Below are 23,659 nucleotides of genomic sequence, written 5' to 3' on the forward strand. Positions count from 1 at the left end.
GCGGCGACGTCGTGCACGCCGTGGCGGCGGGCCAGGTCGTCGAGCGCGTCGGGCACCGAGCGGCCCTGGACCTGCAGCGTGGCCACCAGGTCGCACATCAGCACCGCGGCGCTGATGCCGTCCTTGTCGCGCACCGCGTCCGGGTCGACGCAGTGGCCGATCGCCTCCTCGTAGGCGTACACCAGCCGGCCGCCCGCGACGCCGGAATCGGCGCGCGCCAACCACTTGAAGCCGGTGAGCGTCTCGACGTGGGCGGCGCCGTGTTCGGCGGCGATCGCCGCCAGCATCCGCGACGACACCACCGTGCTGGCCACCACCGCCGTGCCGGATTTGTCGTGGGACAGGATGTAATCGCCCAGCAGCCAACCGGTTTCGTCGCCGGACAGCATCCGCCAGCCCGCGGGGCTGGGGACGCCGACCGCGCACCGGTCGGCGTCGGGATCGAGCGCGATCGCGACGTCGGCGCGGGTTTCCTCGGCCAGCGCCAGCAGCGCGTCGGTGGCGCCGGGCTCCTCGGGGTTGGGGAAGGCGACGGTGGGAAAGTCCGGGTCCGGCGCGAACTGGGCCCCGACGGTGTGCACCTGGTCGAATCCCGCGCGGCGCAGCGCCGCCACGGCCACCGCGCCGCCCACGCCGTGCAGCGGCGTCAGCGCCACCCGCACCGACCCCGCGCCGCGGCGCACGGCCGCCGCGCGCTCGAGGTAACGCTCCAGGAGGTCGGTGTCGGCCGGTGCGACGGGTTTCCGGGCGATCCGGTCGGCCGGGGGAGCGGCGGACATCGCGGCCTCGATCCGCCGGTCGGTGGGGGAGACGATCTGGATGCCGCCGTCGAAGAAGACCTTGTAGCCGTTGTCGGTAGGCGGGTTGTGCGACGCCGTGATCTGCACCCCGGCGGCCGCGCCGGTGCGGCGCACCGCGAACGCGACGACCGGCGTGGGCACCGCGCCGGGAAGGAGCAGCACCGAAAACCCCTCGGCGGCAAGCACTTCGGCCGCCACCGTGGCGAACGCCGCCGAACCGTGCCGGGCGTCGCGGCCGACGATCACCAGGCCCGGTTCGGCCAGGACCCGCGCCAGCGCCCACGTCGCGCGCGCCACCACCGCGGCATTCATCGCGTCGGGCCCGTCCCGCATCGGCCCGCGCAACCCCGCGGTGCCGAACCTGAGCGGGCGGGCCGGCGTCACAGCCGGGCGATGACGTCGGCCAGCAGCGCGCCCATCCGGCTGGCGGACGCGGTCCCGGCGGCCAGCACCTCGGCGTGGCTCAGCGGTTCCCCCGAGAGCCCCGCGGCGGGGTTGGTCACCAGCGACACCCCCAGCACCTCGGCGCCGGCCGCGCGGGCCGCGATGGTCTCGTGCACCGTCGACATGCCGACGAGGTCGGCGCCCAGCACCCGCAGCGCCCGGATCTCCGCGGGCGTCTCGTAGTTCGGCCCCGGCAGGCCGGCGTAGACGCCCTCGGCCAGCTCGGGGTCGGCGAGGCGGGCCAGTTCGCGCAGCCGCGGCGAGTAGGCGTCGGTCAGGTCCACGAACTGCGGGCCGACCAGCGGCGAGCGCGCCGTGAGGTTCAGGTGGTCGCTGATCAGCACCGGCTGGCCGACCGCCAGCTCGGGGCGCAGCGCACCGGCCGCGTTGGTGAGCACCACGGTGCGCACGCCCGCCGCGCAGGCCGCGCGCACCGCGTGCACGACGTGGCACAGGTCGTGCCCCTCGTAGGCGTGGACGCGACCGACCAGCACCAGCACCCGATGCGCGCCGATGCGCACCGACAGCAGCTCGCCGGTGTGCCCTACGGCGGTCGGCGGCGCGAACCCGGGCAGTTCGGCCTGGGCCAGCGTGACGGTCGGGGGGCCGAGGGCGGCCACCGCGGGTCGCCATCCCGAGCCGAGGACGATCGCGACGTCGTGCTCGGCAATCCCGGTGCGCTCGGCGATCGCCCGCGCCGCCCGCCGCGCGAGCTCGTCGGGATCGGGCAGGGGTTCGGCCACAGTCGGCGAGCTTAGCCGGGCATGTGTCAGGATCTGCCGTATGCGTCGTCCGGGGTGGTCGAATTTTGGTCTGGTGGTTGGAGTCGTTGTTGCCGTTGCGGTGTCGGTGGCCGCGATCGCGTGCGGCCCCGCGCCGGCGGCGGCGGCCGACGCGTGCCCCGACGTCCAGCTCATCTTCGCCCGCGGCACCGCCGAGCCGCCCGGCCTGGGTGCGGTGGGAGATGCGCTGTTCGCCGCGCTGCGGCCCGCGCTCGGCGCGCGCAGCGTCGAGGCGTACCCGGTGAACTATCCGGCCAGCTACAACTTCCTGACCACCGCCGACGCCGCCAACGACGCGCGCGATCACATCGCCGCGATGGTCGACCAGTGCCCGGCGACCCGGCTGGTGCTCGGCGGCTTCTCGCAGGGCGCCGCCGCGGTGTCGATGCTGGCGGGGGTGCCGCCGCTCGGGCAGCGCATCGGCAACTTCGGGTCGGCGCCCGCGCTGGATCCCCCGCTGGCCGACCGGGTGCGAGCGGTCGCTGTGTTCGGCAATCCCGGCAACCGGTTCAACACGCCCCTGTCGACGGCGGGCGCGTGGGCCGGTCGCGCCATCGACCTGTGCAGCGACGGCGATCCCGTCTGCGTGGTCGGCGGCCGCGACCGCGACGCGCACCACGTCTACGAGGCGCCGCCCTACCCCGGCCAGGCGGCGGCGTTCATCGCCGGACTGGTGTAGCCGCGCGCTCCTACAGGCCCAGCAGGTTCCGCAGGGCGTTGACGCCGGCGGCGAAGGCCGACGGCGGCCCGGTCACGGCGCCGTTGACCCCGGTGTTGAAGAAGCCGGAGACGTAGTCGCCGGTGTTGCCGATGCCCGAGGAGAAGTCGCCGGCGTTGCCGAACCCGGAGCTGCCGATGCCCAGGTTGCCGAAGCCCGAACTGGCGCCGCTCCCGGTGAACAGGTTGCCCGCGCCGGTGTTCAGGTCGCCGGAATTGAAGAAACCGGTGTTGATGCTCCCCGAGTTGAAGAAGCCCGTGTTGTAGTTGCCCGCGTTGAAGGCGCCGGTGGCGTAGTCACCCGAGTTGAAGATTCCCGTGTCGCTCGATCCCGAGTTGAACAACCCGGCGCTCAACGCCCCCGAATTGCCCAGGCCCCAGTTGAATTGGCCCGAGTTGCCGATCCCGATGTTGCCGTTGCCCGAGTTGAAGAAGCCGATGTTGTTGGTGCCCGAGTTGCCGAACCCGATGTTGCCGAGGCCGGAATTCAGGCCGCCGAAACCGATCTGGTGGTCGCCGGTGACCCCGATGCCGATATTGCCGGTGCCGGTGTTGCCGAAACCGAAGTTCAGCGAGCCCACGTTGCCGAGGCCGAAGTTGTTGCCGCCGTTGTTGCCGAAGCCCAGGTTGTAGCCGCCGTTGTTGCCGAAGCCCAGGTTGTAGCTGCCGTTGTTGCCGCTGCCGAAGTTGAAGCTGCCGATGTTGCCGCTGCCCAGGTCCCAGTGGCCGAAGTTGCCGCTGCCCAGGTTGACGTTGCCGATGTTGCCGCTGCCCAGGTTGAGCAGGCCCAGGTTGCCGCTGCCCAGGTTCCACGACTGTGAGTTCCCGATGCCGAGGGTCAGCAGGTGCGAGTTGCCGATGCCGAAGAAATTGATGCCGGGCAGGGTTTCCAGCGGTGCGAAGATGTTCTGCTCGATGAAGTCCAGGGGGCCGGACGCCGCCAGTTGGGTCGCCGCGGCGGACGCGCCGGAGTGATAGTCGACCATCGCGGCCACGTCCTGGGCCCACATCTGCTCGTATTCGGCCTCGGTGGCCGCGATGGCGGGGGCGTTCTGGCCGAACAGGTTCGACACCACCAGGGACACCAGGTCGGTGCGGTTGGAGGCGACGATCGTGGGATGCACCGTGGCCGCCAGCGAGGACTCGAACACCGAGGCGACGGCCTGGGCCTGCGCCGACGCGTTTTCGGCGTGGGCGGCGGCCGCGCTGAGGAAGCCGGCGTACGGGGTGGCCGCCGCCATCATCGCCGCCGACGCCGGGCCCTGCCACGCCTGTCCGGTCAGCCCGGAGGTCACCGACGCGAACGACGACGCCGCCGACGCCAGCTCGGAGGCCAGGCCGTCCCAGGCCGCCGCGGCCTCTAACATCGGTGCCGACCCCGCGCCGACGAACATTCGCAACGAGTTGATCTCGGGCGGCAACACCAAAAAGCTCATCAGGGGAATCCTTCTGCTTGCGACCAGATGTCATATAGATAGCAGAATTACATACTTTAAGTCCAGTTGAACACGTAAAAGCTAGTTAAGCGGTTTGGTTCCGTGGGCGCGACCGCGGCGGTGAGATACTGCGAAGGTGCCCGCTCCCTCGTTGGACCACCCGCTAGGTCGCGTCGAGGATGTCGTGCGGCGACACGGTGCCGACCTCGTCGAGTTGTCCCACGCCATCCACGCCGAGCCCGAGCTCGCGTTCGCCGAGCATCGCAGCTGCGCCAAGGCGCAGGCGCTGGTCGCCGAGCGCGGTTTCGAGATCACCGCGTCCGCGGGCGGTTTGGACACCGCGTTCCGCGCCGACTTCGGCAGCGGACCGCTGACCGTCGGGGTGTGCGCCGAGTACGACGCGCTGCCAGAGATCGGCCACGCGTGCGGGCACAACATCATCGCGGCGTCGGCGGTGGGCACCGCGCTGGCGCTGGCCGAGGTTGCCGACGACCTGGGCCTGCGGGTGGCGCTGATCGGCACCCCGGCCGAGGAGGCCGGCGGCGGCAAGGCGCTGCTGCTGCGGGCCGGCGTGTTCGACGACGTCGCTGCGGCGGTGATGCTGCATCCCGGGCCCGCCGACATCGCCGCGGCCCGCTCGCTGGCGCTGTCGGAGGCGACGGTGCACTACCGTGGCAAGGAATCCCATGCTGCCGTCGCGCCGCATCAGGGGGTCAACGCCGCCGACGCAGTGACCGTCGCGCAGGTGGCCGTCGGGCTGTTGCGGCAGCAACTGGCGCCGGGCCAGCTGGTGCACGGCATCGTCACCGACGGCGGCCGGGCGGTCAACGTCATCCCCGGGCACGCGGCGCTGCAGTATGCGATGCGGGCGCTCGAATCGGATTCGCTGAGACAGCTGGAGGGCAGGATGTACGCGTGCTTCGCCGCGGGCGCGCTGGCCACCGGCTGCGAATACGAGATCGACACCCCGGCGCCCGCGTACGACGAGCTCAAGCCCGACGAGTGGCTGGCCGACGTCTTCCGCGACGAGATGCGCCGGCTCGGGCGTGAGCCGGTGGCCCGCGAATTCGAGGCCTCGCTGCCCATGGGCAGCACCGACATGGGCAACGTGACGCAGGTCCTGCCCGGGATCCATCCGGTCGTCGGGGTCGACGCCGGCGGCGCCACCGTGCACCAGCGCGCCTTCGCGGCCGCCGCCGCCGGACCCAGCGCCGACCGCGCGGTCCTCGACGGCGCGATCATGTTGGCGCGCACGGTGGTTCACCTCGCCCAGGCCCCCGAGCAGCGCGACCGGGTGCTGACCGCGCAGGCGCGCAGACCGGGCGGGCGCGCATGAGCCTCGTCGACACCGCCGAATCGTGGTTGGCCGCGCACCACGATGACCTGGTGGAGTGGCGCCGGCACATCCATCGCTACCCGGAGTTGGGCCGGCAGGAGTTCGCCACCACCCAGTTCGTCGCCGAGCGGCTGGTCGACGCGGGGCTGAAACCGAAGCTGCTGCCCGGGACCGGGCTGATCTGCGACCTGGGTCCCGAGCACGAGCCGAGGATCGCGCTGCGGGCCGACATGGACGCGCTGCCGATGGCCGAGCGGACCGGCGCGCCGTATGCCTCGACCATGCCCAACGTGGCGCACGCCTGCGGGCACGACGCGCACACCGCGATCCTGCTGGGTACGGCGCTGGCGCTGGGATCCGTGCCGGAGCTGCCCGTCGGGGTGCGGCTGATCTTCCAGGCCGCCGAGGAATTGATGCCCGGCGGGGCGATCGACGCCATCGCCGCCGGGGCGCTGTCCGGGGTGTCGCGGATCTTCGCCCTGCACTGCGATCCCCGCCTCGAGGTCGGCAAGATCGCGGTCCGGCAGGGCCCCATCACCTCGGCGGCCGACCAGATGGAGATCACGCTGTATTCGCCCGGCGGGCACACGTCGCGCCCGCACCTGACCGCCGACCTGGTGTACGGCCTGGGCACGCTGATCACCGGGCTGCCGGGCGTGCTGTCGCGCCGCATCGACCCGCGCAACAGCACGGTGTTGGTGTGGGGGGCGGTCAACGCGGGCGTGGCCCCCAACGCGATTCCGCAAACCGGAGTGCTGGCCGGCACCGTGCGCACCGCGAGCCGCCAGACGTGGATCGCGCTGGAGGAGGTCATCCGCGAGACCGTGTCCGCGCTGCTGTCCCCGCTGGCGATCGAGCACACGCTGCAATACCGGCGCGGCGTGCCGCCGGTGGTCAACGAGGACGTCTCGACGCGGATCCTGACCCACGCGATCGAGGCCGTCGGGCCCGACGCGCTGGCCGACACCCGGCAGTCCGGCGGCGGCGAGGACTTCTCCTGGTACCTCGAGGAGATCCCCGGCGCGATGGCGCGATTGGGGGTGTGGTCGGGCGAGGGGCCGCAGCTGGACCTGCACCAGCCGACCTTCGACCTCGACGAGCGAGCCCTGGCGATCGGGCTGCGCGTGATGGTCAACATCGTCGAGCAGGCGGCCCTGTTCTAGGCCGGCGATCACCGGCGCGTCGCATACAGACACGCACATTCGCGACGGGGGCGGCGGCCGGGCGCTCGCGCGGAAAGCTCAGCCGCTGGTCCCCGGGCCGATGTTGTGCGCGGGGCGGGTCCGCAAATCGTGCACGTAATCCTCAGGCGCGCCGGCGATTTCGGCCGCGTCGGCCATCACGCCGAGGTAGCGCGCCGACGGGAGGCCCCCCTCCCACGCGTCCAGCACGTACAGCCACGCCAGCACGGGGTCGGTGGTGGTGTCCGACGAGATGCGCTCCACCCGGCACCGGATCTTCTTGTGGACGCCGAACTCGGAGCCCTCCCACCGGTCGAGGTTGATCTCGTCGGCCGGCGTCATGTCGTACAGGACGACGAACACCTTCGACTGGGGGTCCTCGACGACGGTCGCCAGGGCCCCCTCCCAGCCGATGTCCTCCCCGCCGAACGTCAACCGCCACCCGTGCAGCCAGCCAGTTCCGGCCATCGGCGAGTGCGGCGCGCGCTTGAGCATCTGCTCGGGATCCATGTTCGACCCGTACGCGGCGTAGAGCGGCACGGGGAAAGCTTAGACGTCGCATGCTCGCGCGGTATTCACCCGAGCGATTCGCCGGGGCCCCGCCGCCCCGATAGGTTGGGGACCGTGGTGACCCGCATTGTCATCCTCGGGGGAGGGCCGGCCGGTTACGAAGCCGCGCTCGTCGCCGCCACCTCCCATCCCGACACGACGCACGTCACCGTGATCGACTCCGAGGGCGTCGGTGGGGCGGCCGTGCTGGACGACTGCGTGCCGTCCAAGACGTTCATCGCCTCCACCGGGCTGCGCACCGAGCTGCGCCGGGCGCCCCGGCTGGGCTTCGACATCGACTTCGAGGACGCCAAGATCTCGTTGCCGCAGATCCACGCCCGGGTCAAACGCCTGGCCACCGAGCAGTCGGCGGACATCACCGCCCAACTGCTCGCCGTTGGCGTCGAGGTGGTCGCGGGCCGCGGCGAGCTCGTCGACCCCACGCCCGGCCTGGCCAAGCACCGCATCAAGGCGACCGCCGCCGACGGCACCACCAGCGAGCACGAGGCCGACGTCGTGCTGATCGCCACCGGCGCCAGCCCGCGGATCCTGCCGACGGCCCGGCCCGACGGCGAGCGCATCCTGACCTGGCGGCAGCTCTACGACCTGGAGGCGCTGCCCGAGCACCTGATCGTGGTGGGTTCCGGGGTGACCGGCGCCGAATTCGTGCACGCCTACACCGAGTTGGGCGTGCGCGTGTCGGTGGCGGCCAGCCGGGACCGGGTGCTGCCGTACGAGGACGCCGACGCCGCGCTGGTGCTGGAAGAGTCGTTCGCCGAACGCGGGGTGAAGCTGTTCAAGAACGCGCGCGCCGAGGCCGTCACCCGCACCGAGGCCGGGGTGCTGGTCACGATGACGGACGGCCGCACCGTCGCGGGCAGCCACGCCCTGATGACCATCGGGTCGGTTCCCAACACCCGCGGCCTGGGCCTGGAGCGGGTCGGCATCGAGCTGGGGCCCGGCAATTACCTGACCGTGGACCGGGTTTCGCGCACCTCGGTGCCGGGGATCTATGCCGCCGGCGACTGCACCGGCCTGCTGCTGCTGGCGTCGGTCGCCGCCATGCAGGGCCGGATCGCGATGTATCACGCGCTGGGGGAGGGCGTCAGCCCGATCCGGTTGCGCACGGTCGCCGCGACGGTGTTCACCCGGCCCGAGATCGCCGCGGTCGGGGTGCCGCAGTCGATGATCGACGACGGTTCGGTGCCGGCGCGGACCATCATGCTGCCGCTGCGGACCAACGCGCGGGCCAAGATGTCGGGCCTGCGGCAGGGCTTCGTCAAGGTCTTCTGCCGGCGGTCCACCGGCGTGGTGATCGGCGGCGTCGTGGTGGCGCCGATCGCCTCCGAGCTCATCCTGCCGATCGCCGTGGCGGTGCAGAACCGCATCACCGTCAACGAGCTGGCGCAGACGCTGGCCGTTTACCCGTCGCTGTCCGGCTCGATCACCGAGGCCGCGCGCCGGCTGATGGCCCACGACGATCTGGATTAGGGCTTAGCCTGGGAACCGCACACCTACCGACGAGTAACCGGACAGGAGCCCCCGCAGTGAGCGACCCGACCGACGCGCTGGGACCGCAGCAACGCACGCTGGCCTGGGAGCGGCTGGGCGCCCAGCAGTTCGACGTGGTGGTCATCGGCGGCGGCGTGGTGGGCTCCGGGTGCGCGCTGGACGCCGCCACGCGCGGGCTCAAGGTGGCGCTGGTGGAGGCGCGCGATTTCGCGTCGGGCACGTCGAGCCGGTCGTCGAAGATGTTCCACGGCGGGCTGCGCTACCTCGAGCAGCTGGAGTTCGGGCTGGTCCGCGAGGCGCTGTACGAGCGGGAGCTGTCGCTGACCAAGCTGGCGCCGCATCTGGTCAAGCCGATGCCGTTCCTGTTCCCGCTGACGCATCGGGTCTGGGAACGGCCCTACACCGCCGCCGGCATCTTCCTCTACGACCGCCTGGGCGGCGCGAAATCCGTTCCGGCGCAAAAGCATTTGACCCGGGCGGGCGCCCTGCGGTTGAGCCCCGGCCTCAAGCGGACCTCGCTGATCGGCGGGATCCGCTACTACGACACCGTCGTCGACGACGCCCGCCACACGATGACGGTCGCGCGCACCGCGGCGCACTACGGCGCGGTGGTGCGGTCCTCCACCCAGGTGGTCGCGTTGCTGCGCGAGGGCGACCGGGTGACCGGCGTGCGGGTCCGCGACTCCGAGGACGGCGCGATCACCGAGGTCCGCGGCCACGTCGTGGTCAACGCGACCGGGGTGTGGACCGACGAGATCCAGGCGCTGTCCAAGCAGCGCGGGCGGTTTCAGGTGCGCGCGTCCAAGGGCGTGCACGTGGTGGTGCCGCGGGACCGCATCGTCAGCGACGTCGCGATCATCCTGCGCACCGAGAAGTCGGTGATGTTCGTCATACCGTGGGGCAGCCACTGGATCATCGGCACCACCGACACCGACTGGAATCTCGACCTGGCCCACCCCGCGGCCACCAAGGCCGACATCGACTACATCCTGGGGACCGTCAACACGGTGCTGGCCACGCCGCTAACGCACGCCGACATCGACGGCGTGTACGCCGGGCTGCGGCCGCTGCTGGCGGGGGAGAGCGAGGAAACCTCCAAGCTGTCCCGCGAGCACGCCGTGGCGGTGCCGGCGCCGGGGCTGGTCGCGATCGCCGGCGGGAAGTACACCACCTACCGGGTGATGGCCGCCGACGCGATCGACGCCGCGGCCCAGTTCATTCCCGCGCGGGTGGCGCCGTCGATCACCGAGAAGGTGAGCCTGCTGGGCGCCGACGGGTACTTCGCGCTGGTCAACCAGGTCGAACACGTCGGGACGCTGAAGGGCCTGCACCCGTACCGGGTGCGCCACCTGCTGGACCGCTACGGGTCGCTGATCGGCGAGGTGCTGGAGCTGGCCGCGGAATCCCCCGACCTGCTCAGCCCGATCAAGGAGGCGCCGGGATACCTGCGGGTGGAGGCCCTCTATGCCGTCACCACCGAGGGGGCCCTGCACCTGGAGGACATCCTGGCCCGCCGGATGCGCATTTCTATCGAGTACTCGCATCGCGGCGTCGACTGCGCCCGCGAGGTGGCCGACGTGGTGGCGCCCGTGCTGGGCTGGTCCCCGGCGGACGTCGACCGCGAGGTCGCCAACTACACCGCGCGGGTGGAGGCCGAAATCCTGTCGCAGGCCCAGCCCGACGACGTGTCGGCGGACGAACTGCGGGCCAGCGCGCCCGAGGCGCGCGCCGAGATCCTCGAACCGGTGCCGCTCAATTGAGGTTTCGGTGAGGCCGGCGCCCCTGCCCGTGCGGGACGGGCTCGGGCCGGCCCGGGTGCGGCTGCGCGGCGGCCCGGTGCTGGCGGAGCTGACGGCCCGGTTCGGCGCGCCGGCCAGCGAGGTCGTCGACGCCGACGGCACCCCGGTTGACGGGACGACGGTGCTGCCGGCGGGTTCCTTCGTCTACCTCTATCGCGAGCTGCGCGACGAGGTGCCCGTGCCCTTCGAGGTCCCGGTGCTGCATCAAGATAGCGACATCGTCGTCGTCGACAAGCCACACTTCCTGGCAACCATGCCGCGCGGCCGGCACGTCGCGCAGACCGCGCTGGTGCGGCTGCGTCGCGAACTTGGCCTGCCCGAGCTGAGCCCGGCGCACCGGCTCGACCGGCTGACGGCCGGGGTGCTGCTCTTCACGACCCGGCGCGAGGTGCGCGGCGCCTATCAGACGCTGTTTTCCCGAGGTTTGGTTCGCAAGACGTACCTGGCCCGCGCCGCCGTCGACCCCGCTCTGGTTTTTCCGCGGGTGGTGCGCAGCCGAATCGTCAAGCGCCGCGGCGTTTTACAGGCCTTTTGCGAGCCCGGTGCGCCGAACGCGGAGACGTTCGTGGAGCTGATTACTTCCGACGGTCTTTATCGGCTGACGCCGCGCACCGGACGCACGCATCAGCTGCGGGTGCACATGGCATCCCTCGGCGTGCCGATCGAGGGTGATCCCTTGTATCCCAGCGTCATTGACGCGCCCCCCGACGACTTCAGCACCCCGCTGCGGTTGCTGGCGCAGCGCATCGAGTTCGACGACCCGCGCTCCGGTGTGCGCCGCGAATTCGTCAGCCGGCGTCCGGGGCCGTAACCGACGGTCAGCGGCTCAGCGCAAGAATTTCGGATGCGCCCGTCGCCAGCCTGCCGTCACGCACATACTGACGAAGGCCGTTGCCCGGGCGCCCCTTTCGGGCGGCCTCACGGTGGCCGGCGGCTTGCCGTCGGGCTCCCGCGATCGTGGTGCCCTACGGCGAGGGGTTCTACCGCTGCGTCGCCAAAGCCGACCGCTGACCGACTCGTGTCGCCGGGCACTGCTATACTCGAACACATGTTCGAAGAACGGGTGGTGTCGGCGGAGGCGGTGGCTCGTCTCGATGAGATGATCGAGCGGCATCACCCGTCGACGACGCCGGAGTCGGCGGCGCTGATCGATGAGATCGGCGCGGCAGCGCGGGCGGAGAACCGGCAGGCGGCCGCGCAGCTGGTCGCGATCGGTGAGTTGTTCAGGTATCGGTTGTCGCGGTGTTCGGAGACCGAGGATTGGGCGATCGACACGATGGAGGCGGTTGCCGCGGAGGTGGGGGCGGCGTTGCGGATCAGCCAGGGGCTGGCCGCGAGCCGGCTGCGTTATGCGCGGGCGATGCGTGAGCGCCTGCCGCGGGTGGGGGAGGTGTTTCGGGCCGGCGATCTCGATTACCGGCTGTTTCAGACGATCGTTTATCGCACCGACCTGATCGAGGATCCCGAGGTGTTGGCGGCCGTGGATGCGCAGCTGGCCGCCAATGTGGCGCGTTGGCCCTCGATGAGTCGTGGCCGGTTGGGCGCCCAGGTGGATCGGATCGTGGCCAGAGCGGATGTGGATGCGGTGCGCCGGCGCGCCAAGGCCCAGCGGGATCGGGAGGTGTGGATCGGCCCGGATCTGGATGGGCGCGCGGCGTTCGGCGGGGTCCTGTTGTCCCCGGATGCCCACGCGTTGGAGAAGCGCCTGAACGCGTTGGCGGGCACGGTGTGTGCGCATGATCCGCGCTCCCGCGAGCAGCGCCGCGCTGATGCGCTGGGCGCGTTGGCCGCGGGCGCGGATCGGCTGGGCTGCCGGTGCGGGCGGGCGGATTGCGCGGCCGGCAAACGCCCGCCCGCGGGTCCGGTGGTGATCCATGTGATCGCCGAGCAGGCCACCCTGGATGGGCGCGGCTCGGCGCCGGGTTCCGAGGTGGGTGCCGACGGGCTGATCCCGCCGGAACTGGTGGCCCAGTTGGCGGCCTCGGCCAAGCGGGTGCCGCTGGTTCACCCCGCTGACGCGCCGCCCGAGGACGGGTATGTGCCGTCGAAGGCGTTGGCCGATTTCGTGCGCTGCCGGGATCTGACGTGTCGCTGGCCCGGCTGTGATGCCCCGGCCGTCGGCTGCGACATCGACCACACCATCCCCCATGCCCAGGGCGGGCGCACGCACGCGTCAAACCTGAAGTGCTACTGCCGAACTCATCACTTGATCAAGACATTTATGGGCTGGGCCGAACAGCAACTGCCCGACGGCACGCTGATCCTGACCTCACCGTCCGGGCACACCTACGTCACCACGCCGGGCAGCGCCCTGCTGTTCCCCAGCTTGTGTTATGCGGTGGGCGGGATGCCGTCCCCTGAGGCCGACCCACCGGCCGTCGATTACTGCGATCAACGCAGCGCGATGATGCCCCGACGCCGACGCACCCGCGCCCAAGACCGCGCCTACCGGGTGGCCACCGAACGCCGCCACAACCGTGACGCGCGGCTGGCCCGCCGGGCCGAGGCCTGGAGCTACACCCTGCCCGCCCCACCCGCCGAAGACGACGACCCGCCGCCATTTTGACGGTGGCTCAATGGTTTACGCGGAGGCGACGGCGAATGGGCGCCGTTCGCCCCGGCACGCCTTTGAGCCCGTCAGTGCCGCGAAATCCGAGTACCGGCCCGCCGTACGCTTAGCCGGTGCAAGAAGCGACCAAAGCCGACATCCTCGCCGCGCTAGATGACAGTGGGAAGCGGTTCGTGTCGATGGTCCGGGGGCTCGATGCGGATCGCGCCGCGCGACCGGTGCCTGGGCTCGCCTGGACGGCCGTGGAGACTGCGGCGCACGTTGTAACCGTGCTCGGCAGGCTGCTTGGCGATCGTAGACGTGCCGCCACAAACGAGGGGGTTGCCGAGCTGAACGCGACCTGCCTCTCGGAGTACAACGACCGAGATATCAACGATATCGCCGACCGGCTCGAGGCAAATCTGCGTGCGGTGATCGACCACGTCTACCCCAAAGTCGACTTCGACCGTCTGTATCCCTTCCACGGAGGATCAACAATCTCTGCCGGCGGTGGGGCTCGATGGATCTTGTGCGAGCTGCTCGTCCACGGCTACGACATCGCCGTTGCCACCGGAAACGAGTGGGGGATACCGGCCGCGGAGGCATCCATGGCGATTCGTGGCCCCGCTGAGTCGATGAATCGGCTGGTTGAGCGCAAAACCTCTACCCGACATCGGGTGTATCTGGGAAAAGACGACACTGTCGAATTCGTGGCGTCCTCCGGATCCCGGTCTGCCGATGACGAGCCGATCGCCGTGGAACCCGCCGAGTTGCTCCTGGCTTTCTTCGGAAGGATTGAAGTATCCGATCCACGTTTGGCGGCGGTTCTCGCTGATCTGCCGCACCTCTAACCAGGTGCGGCAGACCTATGGTCACCACCCGGGGCAGCGCGCGGTCGGGGACCCGCCCACCTTGACGGCGTGAACGTTTGCCGGACCCCCGAACTATCGGTCGGAACCGGCGTAAACTTTTACCTCCCTCGACTCGTCCGATTCACCGGCAAGTCAACGACGTGGCGGGAGGGTAGCGATGTCGTATGTGGTGGCGGCCCCCGAGTTCTTTTCTTGGGCGGCAACGGATCTGGCAAACATCGGCTCGGCGGTGACCGCCGCGAATGCGGCGGCGGTGGCCCCGACCACCGCGGTGGTGGCCGCCGCCGACGACGAGGTGTCGGCGGCGATCGCGTCGCTGTTTTCCGGGCACGCCCGGGCCTATCAATCGTTGAGCGCGCGGGCGGCCGCGCTGCACGGCGAGTTCGTGCGCGCCTTGAGCGGTGCGGGCAACGCGTATTCGCTGGCCGAGGCGGCCAACGCCTCGCCGCTGCAAACGATCGAGCAAGACGTGTTGGGCGCGATCAACGCGCCCACCGAGCTGTTTTTGGGTCGCCCGCTGATCGGCGACGGCGCCAACGCGACCGCGCCCGGGGGCAAGGGCGGGGACGGCGGCATCCTGTTCGGCAGCGGCGGCAACGGCGCGGCCGGTGCGACGGGGCAGCCAGGCGGGAACGGTGGGTCGGCGGGCCTGTGGGGCCACGGCGGCAACGGCGGCGCCGGTGGCAACGCCCTCGCCGGCACCGGCGCGGCCGGCGGCAACGGTGGGGCCGGCGGGGCCAACGGGCTGCTCGGCGGCGGTAACGGCGGCATGGGCGGCAGAGGCGGCAACGGCGGGTCCGCCGGCCTGGTGATCGGCCCGAACGGCGCGACCGGCGGGACCGGCGGCAACGGTGGCGCCGGCGGCGCGAACCTGCACCTGCTCGGCGGGCAGGCCGGGGCCGGCGGGGCCGGTGGCACCGGGGGGCTCGGCGGGGCCTCGTCGATGAACGGCGGGCACGGCGGGCTCGGCGGCAACGGAGGGGCCGGCGGCGCCAACCACGCGCTGCTGATCGGGCACGCCGGGGCGGGAGGCACCGGAGGTACCGGCGGCACTGGCGGCGGCGCGGGCGCCTCGAGCGCCACCGGCACCGCCGGAACCGGCGGCAACGGCGGCGTCGGCGGCGACAGCCCCGGCGGCATCGGCGGCACCGGGGGCCGGGGGGGCGACGGCGGCTTCAGCAACTTCACCGTCGGCAGCGGGGCCGCCGCGTTCAACGGGGGCGACGGCGGCACCGGCGGCCGCGGCGGCACCGGGGTCGTCGGCGGCGACGGAGGCAACGGCGGGGCGGGCGGCGTCGCGATAGTCCATGCCACCGACGCCGGTGCGTCCGGCGGGGCTGGCGGCGGCGGCGGAGCCGGCGGCAACAGCACGGGCGGTGGTCCCGGCGGTACCGGCGGGCGCGGCGGCGCCGGCGGGAATGCCGACGCCGTGGGCGGCACCACCACCGCGTCGGCCGGCGGCGGCGGCGGTGGCGACGGCGGCGGTGCGGCCGGAACCCGCGGTGGCCCCGGCGGTGGCGGAGGGGGCGGCGCCGCCGCCGTCTTCGGCAACGAATCGGCCGCCGGCGCCCTCGGCCAGGCGGGCCAGGGCAACCCCACGGGCGGTGGCGGTGGCGGTGGCGGCGCCACGGTCATCGGCACGACCGGCACGATCGCCTCGGGCGAGGGCGGCGGTGGCGGTGGCGGCGGCATCACCGGCGGCACCGGTGGTACGGGCGGGACCGGCGGCGGCGACAGCGGAGCCGGTCAGGGCGGCGCTGCCGGCCAGGCGGGCGGCACCGCCCTGCCGTCACCGCCCGGCGGGGTGGGCGGCACCGCCGGCATCGGTGGCGGTGGCGGCGGCGGCCTCGCCAGTACCTTCGGCACTCCCGGCGTCGTGGTCGGCGGCCACGGCGGCACCGGCGGCGGCCCCTAGCGCCTGCCCGAACAGCCAGCCCTCTCGCCGCCCGAAAAGGGCCGCGACCCGGCAGGACCGCGTTGGCGCTAATTCTTCGCTGGCCAGCGCCGTCGGTATATGTTCGTGTCATGCGGTACGCGAACGGGGTAGGATCCGGGCCGCACGCGAAGGGGCGTCGACGTGCAATGTTTCAGCGTTGGTCGCGGCCCAGTCAGCGCAACTTTCCTGGATGGTTTCCCGAATAAGGGATGTGAGATGTCATGGACTTTTTAGCGCTGCCGCCCGAGGTCACCTCGGCGCTCGTGCATTCCGGTCCGGGGGCGGGCTCGCTGATCGAAGCGTCCGCCGCCTGGCAGCGCGTGGGCAACGAGCTGGACGGCTCGGTCAGCGTCTACACGTCGGTGTTGTCTTCGCTGATGGACTCGTGGGACGGCCCGTCGTCGGCGGCGATGGTTCAGGCCGTCCAGCCCTACCTCACCTGGCTGCGGGACACCGCCCAGCAGGCCCAGCAGCTGGCCACCTCGACCCAGGCCGCCGCGGCCGCGTTCAGCTCCGCGCAGTCGGCCGTGGTCCCGACCGCGACGGTGACCGCCAACCGGACACGGCTGGCGCAGCTGATAGCGACCAACCGGTTCGGCGCCAACCTGCCGGCCATCGCCGCGACGGAAGATCAGTATCAGGCGATGTGGGCGAACAACTCCGCGGCGCTGACGCGCTATCAGGCGGCCGTGACGCAGGCGCTCGACCTGCAGCAGTTCACCACCCCGCCGGCGATCACCGATCCCGCGGGGACGGCCGCGCAGGCCACCGCCACGTCGGCCGCCGCCGCCACGCCGGCGGCGTCGACCTCGATCGGGGACTTCTTGGAGTCCATCGTCGGCACCCCCTTCGGCTTCGACCCCAACGTGGGCTGGTTCGGGCTGGCGAACACCTACGCCAACCAGTTCATCTCGTCCGGCTTCCCGATCAACCTGCTCAGCTACCTCGCGCAGAGCACCTCGGCCCAGGCGCTGCAGAGCGTGGGCGGCGACATCGGCCAGGGCCTCTCGGAGGGCGAGTCGGCGCTGGGGGCGGCGGGGGCCAGCCTGTCCAATGCGGTCCGGTCGCTGGGGTCGGCGCCCACGGGGGCGATGGCCGTCGGGGTGTCGATGGGCAAGCTGACCGCGCCGCCCGCCGTGGTCGGGCTGCTGCCCGCCTCGCAGACGCCGGTCCAGCTCGCGTCGGCGGCATCGCCGCTCGACGGCGCCGACGCCGGGTTCCCCATGCTTCCGCCGCTGATGCCCCCGCCGGTCTCGGCGGGCAGCGGGTGGCGCAAGCGCAAGCAGACCAAGCTCGAAGACCTCCAGGTGGGCGCCGAAGTCAAGGGCAAAGTGATCCACACACCGCCGTCGGCCGGATGAAAGCCAACACCGAAATCTTCCCGGGGTGAGATGTCATGGACTTCGGGACGCTGCCCCCAGAAATTAGCGCGGCGCTGATCCACTCCGGCCCCGGTGCGGAGTCGTTGATCGAGGCGTCCGCCGCGTGGGAGCAGCTGGGCATCGAGCTGGAGGAATCCCTGCCCGGCTACGGCTCGGTGCTCTCGACGCTGGGCGAGGCCTGGGGCGGCCCGTCCGAGGCGGCGATGGCCCAGGCCGTCGCACCGTTCCTCACGTGGCTGGCCACCACCGCGCAGCAGTGCGAGCGGGTCGGCTCCTCGCTGCAGGCGGTGGCGGCGGCATTCGAATTGACCCGCCGCACAGTGGTTTTCCCGGTCCAGGTCGCGGCCAACCGGACCCGGCTGGCGCAGCTGATCGCCACCAACTGGCTCGGGACGAACTTCGCGGCGATCGCCGAGACCGACGCCCAGTACGAGGGCATGTGGGTGAACAACTCGGCGGCGATGTATCGCTACGCCGCGACCTCGGCGCAGGCCACCCGGCTGCCGCAGTTCTCGTCGCCGCCCGCGATCGTCAGCCCGACGGCGGCGGCCGCGCAAGCCACCGCCACGTCCGCCGCGGCCGCCACTCCGGCGGCGTCGACGCCCCTCGGGGACTTCCTGACGAACCTCCTCAGCACCCCCTTCGGCTTCAACCCCCAACAGGGCTGGTTCGGCCTGGCCAACACGTACGCGGACCAGTTCATCGCGGGCGGAATCCCCATCAACCTGCTCAGCTACCTGGCGCAGCTGAACGCGGCCCAGTCGCTGCAGAGCGTGGGCGGCGACGTGGGCCTGGGGCTGTCGGAGGGCGAGGCCGCGCTGGGAGGCGTCGAGGCGGGCCTCGCCGACGCGGTCCGGGCGGCCGGAACGGCGCCGACGGCGGCGGTGGGCGTCGGGGTTTCGCTCGGCAAACTGACCGCCCCGCCCGCCATGGTGGGGCTGTTGTCCGCGTCGAAACCGGCGGTGCAGCTCGCCGCGGCGGTGTCCCCGCTCGCCGTCGACGAATCCGGGTTCCCCTTCATGCCGCCGCCGATGATGCCGCCGGTCGCGCCGCGCGACAAGAGCAAGCGCGCCGGGCGCGACTACGACGACATCGAATACGGGCTGGAGATCAAGGGCACCTTCATGACCCGCCCGCCCTCGGCGGGCTGAATAGGGCCGGCGAGGATCCCGGACGAAGGCCCGAACACGTGAACGGCGTTACGTCCCGCGCGCGGCGCGCGGGACGTAATCTCCGACATCATGAGCGAAGATCAAGCGCTGGTCATTGTCGCCGGTTATCAGGATCTCGACGCGGCTCGCCGGGACTTCGAAACCCTGACCGAGCGAACCAAAGCCAAGGACATCGCGCTGCGGGGCGCGGTGCTCGTCGGCAAGGACACCGACGGCAACGCCGTCCTGCTCGACACCGGCAACCGGCTGGGCCGCCGGGGCGCCGCGTGGGGTGCCGGCGCGGGCCTGGCGGTCGGCCTGTTCTCGCCGGCGTTGCTGGCCGCGGCCGCCGTGGGTGCGGCGGCGGGCGCGCTGGCGGGCACGTTCGCCGACCACCGGATCAAAACCGGGCTGGCCGACAAGATCGGGCAGGCGCTGGCCGCGGGCAGCGGCCTGATCATCGCCGTGACGCCGGCGGAGGGCCGTCTGGGCGTGGAGCAGGCGTGCGCCGGCTCGCCGATGAAATCGGTTGCGGAGCTGAGTCGTTCGACGCTGCGAAGCCTGAGTGCGGCGCTGGAAGAGGCGATGGGGAAGTTCAACCCGGACCGCACCCGGCTGCCGTTGCCGCAACGCGGCTTCGGCGGCACCATCGGCCGCACCATGGCGGACTCGGTCGGCGACTGGACGATCGTGCCGGGGGCCAAGGCGCCAGACGGCGCGCCGAACGTGCTGATCGTGCTCATCGACGACGCCGGGTTCGGCGGCCCGGACACCTTCGGCGGCGCCATCCGGACCCCGACGCTGAGCCGGGTGGCGCAGAACGGGTTGACCTACAACCGCTTTCACGTCACCGCGGTCTGCTCGCCCACCCGGGCGGCGCTGCTCACCGGGCGCAACCACCACCGAGTGGGATTCGGGTCGGTCACCGAGTTCCCCGGCCCGTTCCCGGGCTATTCCTCGGTCCGGCCGCGCAGCTGCGCCGCGCTGCCCCGCATCCTGCGCGACAACGGTTACGTGACGGGCGGTTTCGGCAAATGGCACCTGACCCCGGACAACGTCCAGGGCGCGGCGGGCCCGTTCGACAACTGGCCGGTGGGTTGGGGCTTCGACCATTTCTGGGGCTTTCTGTCCGGCGCCGCCGGCCAGTACGACCCGATCATCACCCAGGACAACTCCGTCGTCGGCGTGCCGCAGGGCAAGGACGGCCGGCCCTACTACTTCCCCGACGACCTCACCGACAAGGCCGTCGAGTGGCTGCACGCCGTGCGGGCGCAGGACGCCGAGAAGCCGTGGCTGATGTATTACTCGACGGGCGCCACCCACGCACCGCACCACGTATTCAAAGAATGGGCCGACAGATACCGCGGCCAGTTCGACGAGGGCTGGGACGCGTACCGGCGCAAGACATTCGAACGCCAAAAGCAGCTCGGCGTCATCCCGCCCGACGCCGAGCTCACCGATCGGCCCGACCTGTTCCCGGCGTGGGACGGGCTGTCGGCCAACCAGAAGAAGCTCTACGCCCGCCAGATGGAGGTGTTCGCCGGGTTCTCGGAGAACGCGGACTGGAACGTCGGCCGGCTGCTCGACGCGATCGAGGACCTCGGCGAATCCGACAACACGCTCGTCTTCTACATCTGGGGCGACAACGGCGCCAGCATGGAGGGCACCGTCACCGGCTCGTTCAACGAGATGACGTTCCTGAACGGGGTGCTGCTCGACGCCGACCGTCAACTGGAGCTCATCGAGCAGTACGGCGGCATCGAGGCGCTCGGAAACGAGTTCACCGCACCGCATTTCGCGAGCGCCTGGGCGCACGCCAACAACACCCCGTTTCAGTGGGGCAAGCAGATGGCCAGCCACCTGGGCGGCACGCGCGACCCGATGGTGGTCGCCTGGCCGAGCCGGATCAAGCCCGACGCCGCGATTCGCGGCCAGTTCACCCACTGCATCGACATCGCCCCAACGGTGTTGGAGGCCATCGGTTTACCGCAGCCGGTCAGCGTCGACGGCTTCGACCAGGAGGTGATGGACGGGACCAGCTTCGCGCACACCTTCGACGACGCGGCGGCCGAAGAGCGCCACACGGTGCAGTACTTCGAAATGTTCGGCAGCCGGGCCATTTACCAGGACGGGTGGTGGGCCTGCACGCGGCTGGACAAGGCGCCGTGGGACCTCTCGCCGGAGACGCTGGCGCGCTTCGCGCCCGGAACCTACGACCCGGACAGCGACGTCTGGGAGCTGTACTACCTGCCCGACGACTTCTCCCAGGCGCGCAACGTCGCCGCCGAGCATCCCGACAAGGTCGCCGAACTCACGCGGCTGTGGTGGCGGGAGGCCGAACGAAACCGGGTGCTGCCGCTGCTGGGTGGGCTCGCGGTGATGTTCGGCAGCCTGCCGCCGCTGCCGACCACCACCCGGTTCACCTTCAAGGGCGACGTGCAGAACATCCAGCGCGGCATGGTGCCCCGGATCTTCGGCCGCTCGTACGCCATCGAGGCGCGGCTGGTTGTTCCCGAGGGCGGCGCGCAGGGCGTGATCGTCGCCGACGCCGACTTCATCGGCGGGTTCGCGCTCTGGGTCGACGAGGGCGGCCGGCTGCGCCACACGTATTCGTTCCTCGGCGTGGACACCTACAGGCAGGTGTCCACCGAGCCGATCCCCACCGGCGACGTGACGGTGCGCATGCTCTTCGAATCCGACCAACCCGTGCCCGGTTCGGGCGGCCGGGTGACGCTGTGGGCCGGCGACCGGCTCATCGGTGAGGGCTCGATGGCCAACACGGTGCCGCTGGCCTTCACGTCCTACGCGGGAATGGACATCGGGCGCGACAACGGCCTGGTCGTGGACCGCGACTACGAGGACAGGGCGCCGTACGCGTTCACCGGCACCGTCAAGGAGGTCGTGTTCGACCTCAAACCCGTTCACCCCGAAGCCGAACAGGCGCTGCACGAGCACGCGGCCGTGCAGGCCGTCGGGCGGGGCGCCGCGGGCTGAGGCCGGGGCTTACTGCTGCGCGCGGGCGACGTTCCCGCCGGCGAGGCCGGACTGGATGCCCCGGTTGATCTGGTCGGCGACGGAGGACCCGCCGTTCGAGACCGTCTGCGGGCAGCTGCAGGACAGATCGTTGAACACGCTGGGGTCAGCGCCGGCCGGTGCCGCTATCGCCACTGCGGCGCCGACGGCAAGGGCGGCGCTGACAAGGATTTTCGATACCAATCGATGGTCTCCGCGGTAGTTGGTATCTGAAGGGTAGGCGGGGAAAAGTCGCGTACTTGCTAGCGCGGCGTTTCGATTGCGTTAAGACGCGTACTTGGGGCAGTAGGCCCGGATGCTCGCCCCGACGAAGTAGCCGGCGTGGTAGCCGTCCAGGCTGCTGTTGCTCATCACGGTGGACGCGACCTGGTTCACCGTCCTGCCGGTGTCCAGCTCGTCGCAGACCTCGTGGCCCGCGATCAACGCTTTGTCCGGCGAACCGAAATGGATGCCCTTCGCGCTCAGCGCCGCCAGGAACGCGTCGTCGCTGGCGTCGGCGCGGGCGATCGCGGCCGTCGCCGCCACGGGGGCGAGCGCGGCCAGCACGACCAGCTGGGCGATCCGGGTGGTCGTCATTTCGCCTCCTCCCTCGTCAGCGCCATTGCCCGAGTCGGGGAATTTCGCACATCACAGCTTTGCACAATGCGGCGATCGACGAATTCAAATCAGGGCGACACGAAAGGCGTTCGCCCCGCCGGATTTCGCGAATTACTCCGCTGTTCGCACCCTTTACGACGGCACGTCCGCATATTGCGGGCAGTACGCGCGTTCGGCCAGGGCCACAAAGTATCCGGCGTCGTCGCCGTCGATGCCGCTGCTGTTCATCACGTCGGTCGCGATCTGTTCCTGAGTCTTACCCATATCGAGCTGATGGCACACCAAATGGCCCGCCGCGATCGCGGATTTGGGCGATTCGTGCTCGATGCCGTGGTTGTGCAGCGCGGTGATGAACGCGTCGTCGGTGCCGTCGGCGCGAGCCGGCGCGGCCGCCGTCACCGGGCCGAGCAGCGCGACCGCCGGTATGAACCCGGCAGCCAACAGCGAGAGCAGCCGGCCAGGCTTGCGGGTACCGGTACTCGTCATTTCTAATACCCCCAAGGTTCTGAAGTTCCGTGGATTGACGACTGAAGGTTCGGCCGCCAACGTTGCAAGCAGGTTACAGCTCGCCGTCATCTAATCATCGCGGATATTGCGAACAACGCAACAATGGTTCGCGCGCGGCGCACCCGCGCTGGTTCTCGCTCGTCCTGCTGGCGGTGTGCGCGCTGAGCGTGGTGGGCTGTGACGTGCGCCACGTGTCGGCGGCCAGCGCCCGGGGTCTGTCCGGCACCTTGCGTTCCGGCGGCATGGACCGCACCTACACGTTGCACGTGCCGCCCGGCGATCCCGTCGCGCTGGTGCTCAGCCTGCACGGCGGGGGCGGCAGCGGGACCGGCCAGCAGGGCCTGACCGACTTCGACGCCGTCGCCGACGCCAACAACCTGCTGGTGGCCTACCCCGACGGTTACGACAAGAGCTGGGCCGACGGGCGGGGCGCGTCCCCGGCGGACCGCCACCACGTCGACGACGTCGGGTTCCTGGTCGCGCTGGCGGGCAAGCTGCAAAGCGACTACAACATCGCGCCCGGGCACGTCTTCGCCACCGGCATGTCCAACGGGGGCTTCATGTCCAACCGGCTCGGTTGTGACCGCGCCGACGTCTTCGCCGCCATCGCGCCGGTGGCCGGCACGCTGGGCGCGGGCGTGGCGTGCCACCCGTCGCGCCCGGTGTCCGTGCTGGCGGCCCACGGCACCGCCGACCCGCTCGTGCCGTTCAACGGCGGCGACGTGCGCGGTCGGGGCGGGGTCAGCCATGCCGTGTCGGCGACCAGCATGGTGGACATCTGGCGCTCGGCCGATGGGTGCCAAGGCGATCCGGCGGCGCAGGTGCTGCCCGGCGTGGGCGACGGCACCGTGGTGCACCGCTTCGATTCCGGGGCGTGCGCGGCGTCCACCGAGGTGATCTTCTACCGCGTCGACAACGGCGGCCACACCTGGCCGGGCGGCAAGCAATACCTGCCCCAGGCGGTCATCGGGCGCACCTCGCGCGCCCTGGACGCCTCGGAGGTCATCGCCCAGTTCTTCCTCGCGCACGGCCGGAACTAACGGAAGCGGTTACTATGCCTCATGGCCGTGACGAGGG

19 protein-coding genes and 1 pseudogene are annotated in these 23,659 nt (G+C 71.3%); 13 read left to right on the plus strand and 7 right to left on the minus strand.

The window, feature by feature from the left end:
- Positions 1 to 1,175: pseudogene (locus A5655_RS20305) on the minus strand (phospho-sugar mutase); the annotation flags it as partial.
- Between the two features lie 5 nt (positions 1,176 to 1,180).
- The gene (locus A5655_RS20310; protein WP_067013084.1) at positions 1,181 to 1,987 is read right to left on the minus strand and encodes a purine-nucleoside phosphorylase; all 807 of its coding nucleotides are present in this window, start codon (positions 1,985 to 1,987) and stop codon (positions 1,181 to 1,183) included.
- Between the two features lie 100 nt (positions 1,988 to 2,087).
- On the opposite strand from A5655_RS20310, the gene A5655_RS20315 reads away from it, so the two are divergent.
- Positions 2,088 to 2,705, plus strand: a complete 618-nt coding sequence (locus A5655_RS20315) for a cutinase family protein (RefSeq protein ID WP_197508749.1) — start codon at positions 2,088 to 2,090, stop codon at positions 2,703 to 2,705.
- Between the two features lie 10 nt (positions 2,706 to 2,715).
- On the opposite strand, the gene A5655_RS20320 is transcribed toward A5655_RS20315, so the two are convergent.
- Complete coding sequence (locus A5655_RS20320) at positions 2,716 to 4,179, minus strand: PPE family protein (protein WP_067013088.1); 1,464 nt, start codon at positions 4,177 to 4,179, stop codon at positions 2,716 to 2,718.
- A 151-nt stretch (positions 4,180 to 4,330) separates the two neighbouring features.
- On the opposite strand from A5655_RS20320, the gene A5655_RS20325 reads away from it, so the two are divergent.
- The gene (locus A5655_RS20325) at positions 4,331 to 5,515 is read left to right on the plus strand and encodes a M20 family metallopeptidase (protein WP_156764958.1); all 1,185 of its coding nucleotides are present in this window, start codon (positions 4,331 to 4,333) and stop codon (positions 5,513 to 5,515) included.
- The gene (locus A5655_RS20330) at positions 5,512 to 6,678 is read left to right on the plus strand and encodes a M20 family metallopeptidase (protein WP_067013092.1); all 1,167 of its coding nucleotides are present in this window, start codon (positions 5,512 to 5,514) and stop codon (positions 6,676 to 6,678) included. The genes A5655_RS20325 and A5655_RS20330 overlap by 4 nt, the downstream gene beginning before the upstream one ends.
- Before the next feature lie 78 nt (positions 6,679 to 6,756).
- Here the strand turns inward: A5655_RS20330 and A5655_RS20335 are convergent, their stop codons facing one another.
- Entirely contained in the window at positions 6,757 to 7,236 is a 480-nt protein-coding gene (locus A5655_RS20335; protein WP_067013094.1) for a gamma-glutamylcyclotransferase, read from the minus strand.
- An 84-nt stretch (positions 7,237 to 7,320) separates the two neighbouring features.
- Here A5655_RS20335 and A5655_RS20340 point away from each other — a divergent pair, with 84 nt between their 5' ends.
- The 9 genes from A5655_RS20340 (at position 7,321) to A5655_RS20380 (ending at position 21,439) form a co-directional block, all read left to right on the plus strand.
- Positions 7,321 to 8,736 carry an NAD(P)H-quinone dehydrogenase gene (locus A5655_RS20340; protein ID WP_067013096.1) on the plus strand — a complete coding sequence of 472 codons (1,416 nt, stop codon included), beginning with the start codon at positions 7,321 to 7,323 and terminating at the stop codon, positions 8,734 to 8,736.
- Between the two features lie 56 nt (positions 8,737 to 8,792).
- Entirely contained in the window at positions 8,793 to 10,517 is a 1,725-nt protein-coding gene (locus tag A5655_RS20345; RefSeq protein WP_067013098.1) for a glycerol-3-phosphate dehydrogenase/oxidase, read from the plus strand.
- Between the two features lie 7 nt (positions 10,518 to 10,524).
- Positions 10,525 to 11,367 carry a pseudouridine synthase gene (locus A5655_RS20350; RefSeq protein ID WP_067013100.1) on the plus strand — a complete coding sequence of 281 codons (843 nt, stop codon included), beginning with the start codon at positions 10,525 to 10,527 and terminating at the stop codon, positions 11,365 to 11,367.
- A gap of 237 nt (positions 11,368 to 11,604) precedes the next feature.
- Complete coding sequence (locus A5655_RS20355; RefSeq protein WP_067013102.1) at positions 11,605 to 13,122, plus strand: HNH endonuclease signature motif containing protein; 1,518 nt, start codon at positions 11,605 to 11,607, stop codon at positions 13,120 to 13,122.
- A 116-nt stretch (positions 13,123 to 13,238) separates the two neighbouring features.
- Positions 13,239 to 13,955 (plus strand): maleylpyruvate isomerase N-terminal domain-containing protein, encoded by a 717-nt coding sequence (locus A5655_RS20360; RefSeq protein ID WP_067013104.1) that lies wholly within the window; start codon positions 13,239 to 13,241, stop codon positions 13,953 to 13,955.
- A gap of 178 nt (positions 13,956 to 14,133) precedes the next feature.
- Positions 14,134 to 15,891, plus strand: a complete 1,758-nt coding sequence (locus A5655_RS29285; protein ID WP_067013106.1) for a PE family protein — start codon at positions 14,134 to 14,136, stop codon at positions 15,889 to 15,891.
- A 242-nt stretch (positions 15,892 to 16,133) separates the two neighbouring features.
- The gene (locus tag A5655_RS20370; protein WP_067013108.1) at positions 16,134 to 17,273 is read left to right on the plus strand and encodes a PPE family protein; all 1,140 of its coding nucleotides are present in this window, start codon (positions 16,134 to 16,136) and stop codon (positions 17,271 to 17,273) included.
- Between the two features lie 35 nt (positions 17,274 to 17,308).
- Entirely contained in the window at positions 17,309 to 18,445 is a 1,137-nt protein-coding gene (locus A5655_RS20375) for a PPE family protein (protein ID WP_067013110.1), read from the plus strand.
- A gap of 87 nt (positions 18,446 to 18,532) precedes the next feature.
- Positions 18,533 to 21,439 (plus strand): arylsulfatase, encoded by a 2,907-nt coding sequence (locus A5655_RS20380; protein WP_156764957.1) that lies wholly within the window; start codon positions 18,533 to 18,535, stop codon positions 21,437 to 21,439.
- Positions 21,440 to 21,448: 9 nt separating this feature from the next.
- Here A5655_RS20380 and A5655_RS20385 read toward each other — a convergent pair whose 3' ends face one another.
- The 3 genes from A5655_RS20385 to A5655_RS20395 all read right to left on the minus strand — a co-directional run bounded on the left by A5655_RS20385 (position 21,449) and on the right by A5655_RS20395 (position 22,561).
- Entirely contained in the window at positions 21,449 to 21,661 is a 213-nt protein-coding gene (locus tag A5655_RS20385; protein ID WP_067013114.1) for a hypothetical protein, read from the minus strand.
- An 81-nt stretch (positions 21,662 to 21,742) separates the two neighbouring features.
- Complete coding sequence (locus A5655_RS20390) at positions 21,743 to 22,054, minus strand: DUF732 domain-containing protein (protein ID WP_067013116.1); 312 nt, start codon at positions 22,052 to 22,054, stop codon at positions 21,743 to 21,745.
- A gap of 153 nt (positions 22,055 to 22,207) precedes the next feature.
- A complete protein-coding gene (locus tag A5655_RS20395; protein WP_067013118.1) occupies positions 22,208 to 22,561 on the minus strand; it encodes a DUF732 domain-containing protein in 354 nt (117 codons plus the stop codon).
- Between the two features lie 203 nt (positions 22,562 to 22,764).
- Here A5655_RS20395 and A5655_RS20400 point away from each other — a divergent pair, with 203 nt between their 5' ends.
- Positions 22,765 to 23,622, plus strand: a complete 858-nt coding sequence (locus tag A5655_RS20400) for a PHB depolymerase family esterase (protein ID WP_369807237.1) — start codon at positions 22,765 to 22,767, stop codon at positions 23,620 to 23,622.
- The last annotated feature ends 37 nt before the right edge of the window (positions 23,623 to 23,659 follow it).

The sequence above is a fragment of the Mycobacterium sp. 1081908.1 genome, assembly GCF_001673535.1.
Taxonomy (GTDB): Bacteria; Actinomycetota; Actinomycetes; order Mycobacteriales; family Mycobacteriaceae; genus Mycobacterium.

Coding starts and splice junctions, on each gene's coding strand:
- A5655_RS20320 (WP_067013088.1), bottom strand. CDS start 4,179: ATGAGCTTTTTGGTGTTGCCGCCCGAGATCAACTCGTTGCGAATGTTC.
- A5655_RS20330 (WP_067013092.1), top strand. CDS start 5,512: ATGAGCCTCGTCGACACCGCCGAATCGTGGTTGGCCGCGCACCACGAT.
- A5655_RS20355 (WP_067013102.1), top strand. CDS start 11,605: ATGTTCGAAGAACGGGTGGTGTCGGCGGAGGCGGTGGCTCGTCTCGAT.
- A5655_RS29285 (WP_067013106.1), top strand. CDS start 14,134: ATGTCGTATGTGGTGGCGGCCCCCGAGTTCTTTTCTTGGGCGGCAACG.
- A5655_RS20370 (WP_067013108.1), top strand. CDS start 16,134: ATGGACTTTTTAGCGCTGCCGCCCGAGGTCACCTCGGCGCTCGTGCAT.
- A5655_RS20375 (WP_067013110.1), top strand. CDS start 17,309: ATGGACTTCGGGACGCTGCCCCCAGAAATTAGCGCGGCGCTGATCCAC.
- A5655_RS20390 (WP_067013116.1), bottom strand. CDS start 22,054: ATGACGACCACCCGGATCGCCCAGCTGGTCGTGCTGGCCGCGCTCGCC.
- A5655_RS20395 (WP_067013118.1), bottom strand. CDS start 22,561: ATGACGAGTACCGGTACCCGCAAGCCTGGCCGGCTGCTCTCGCTGTTG.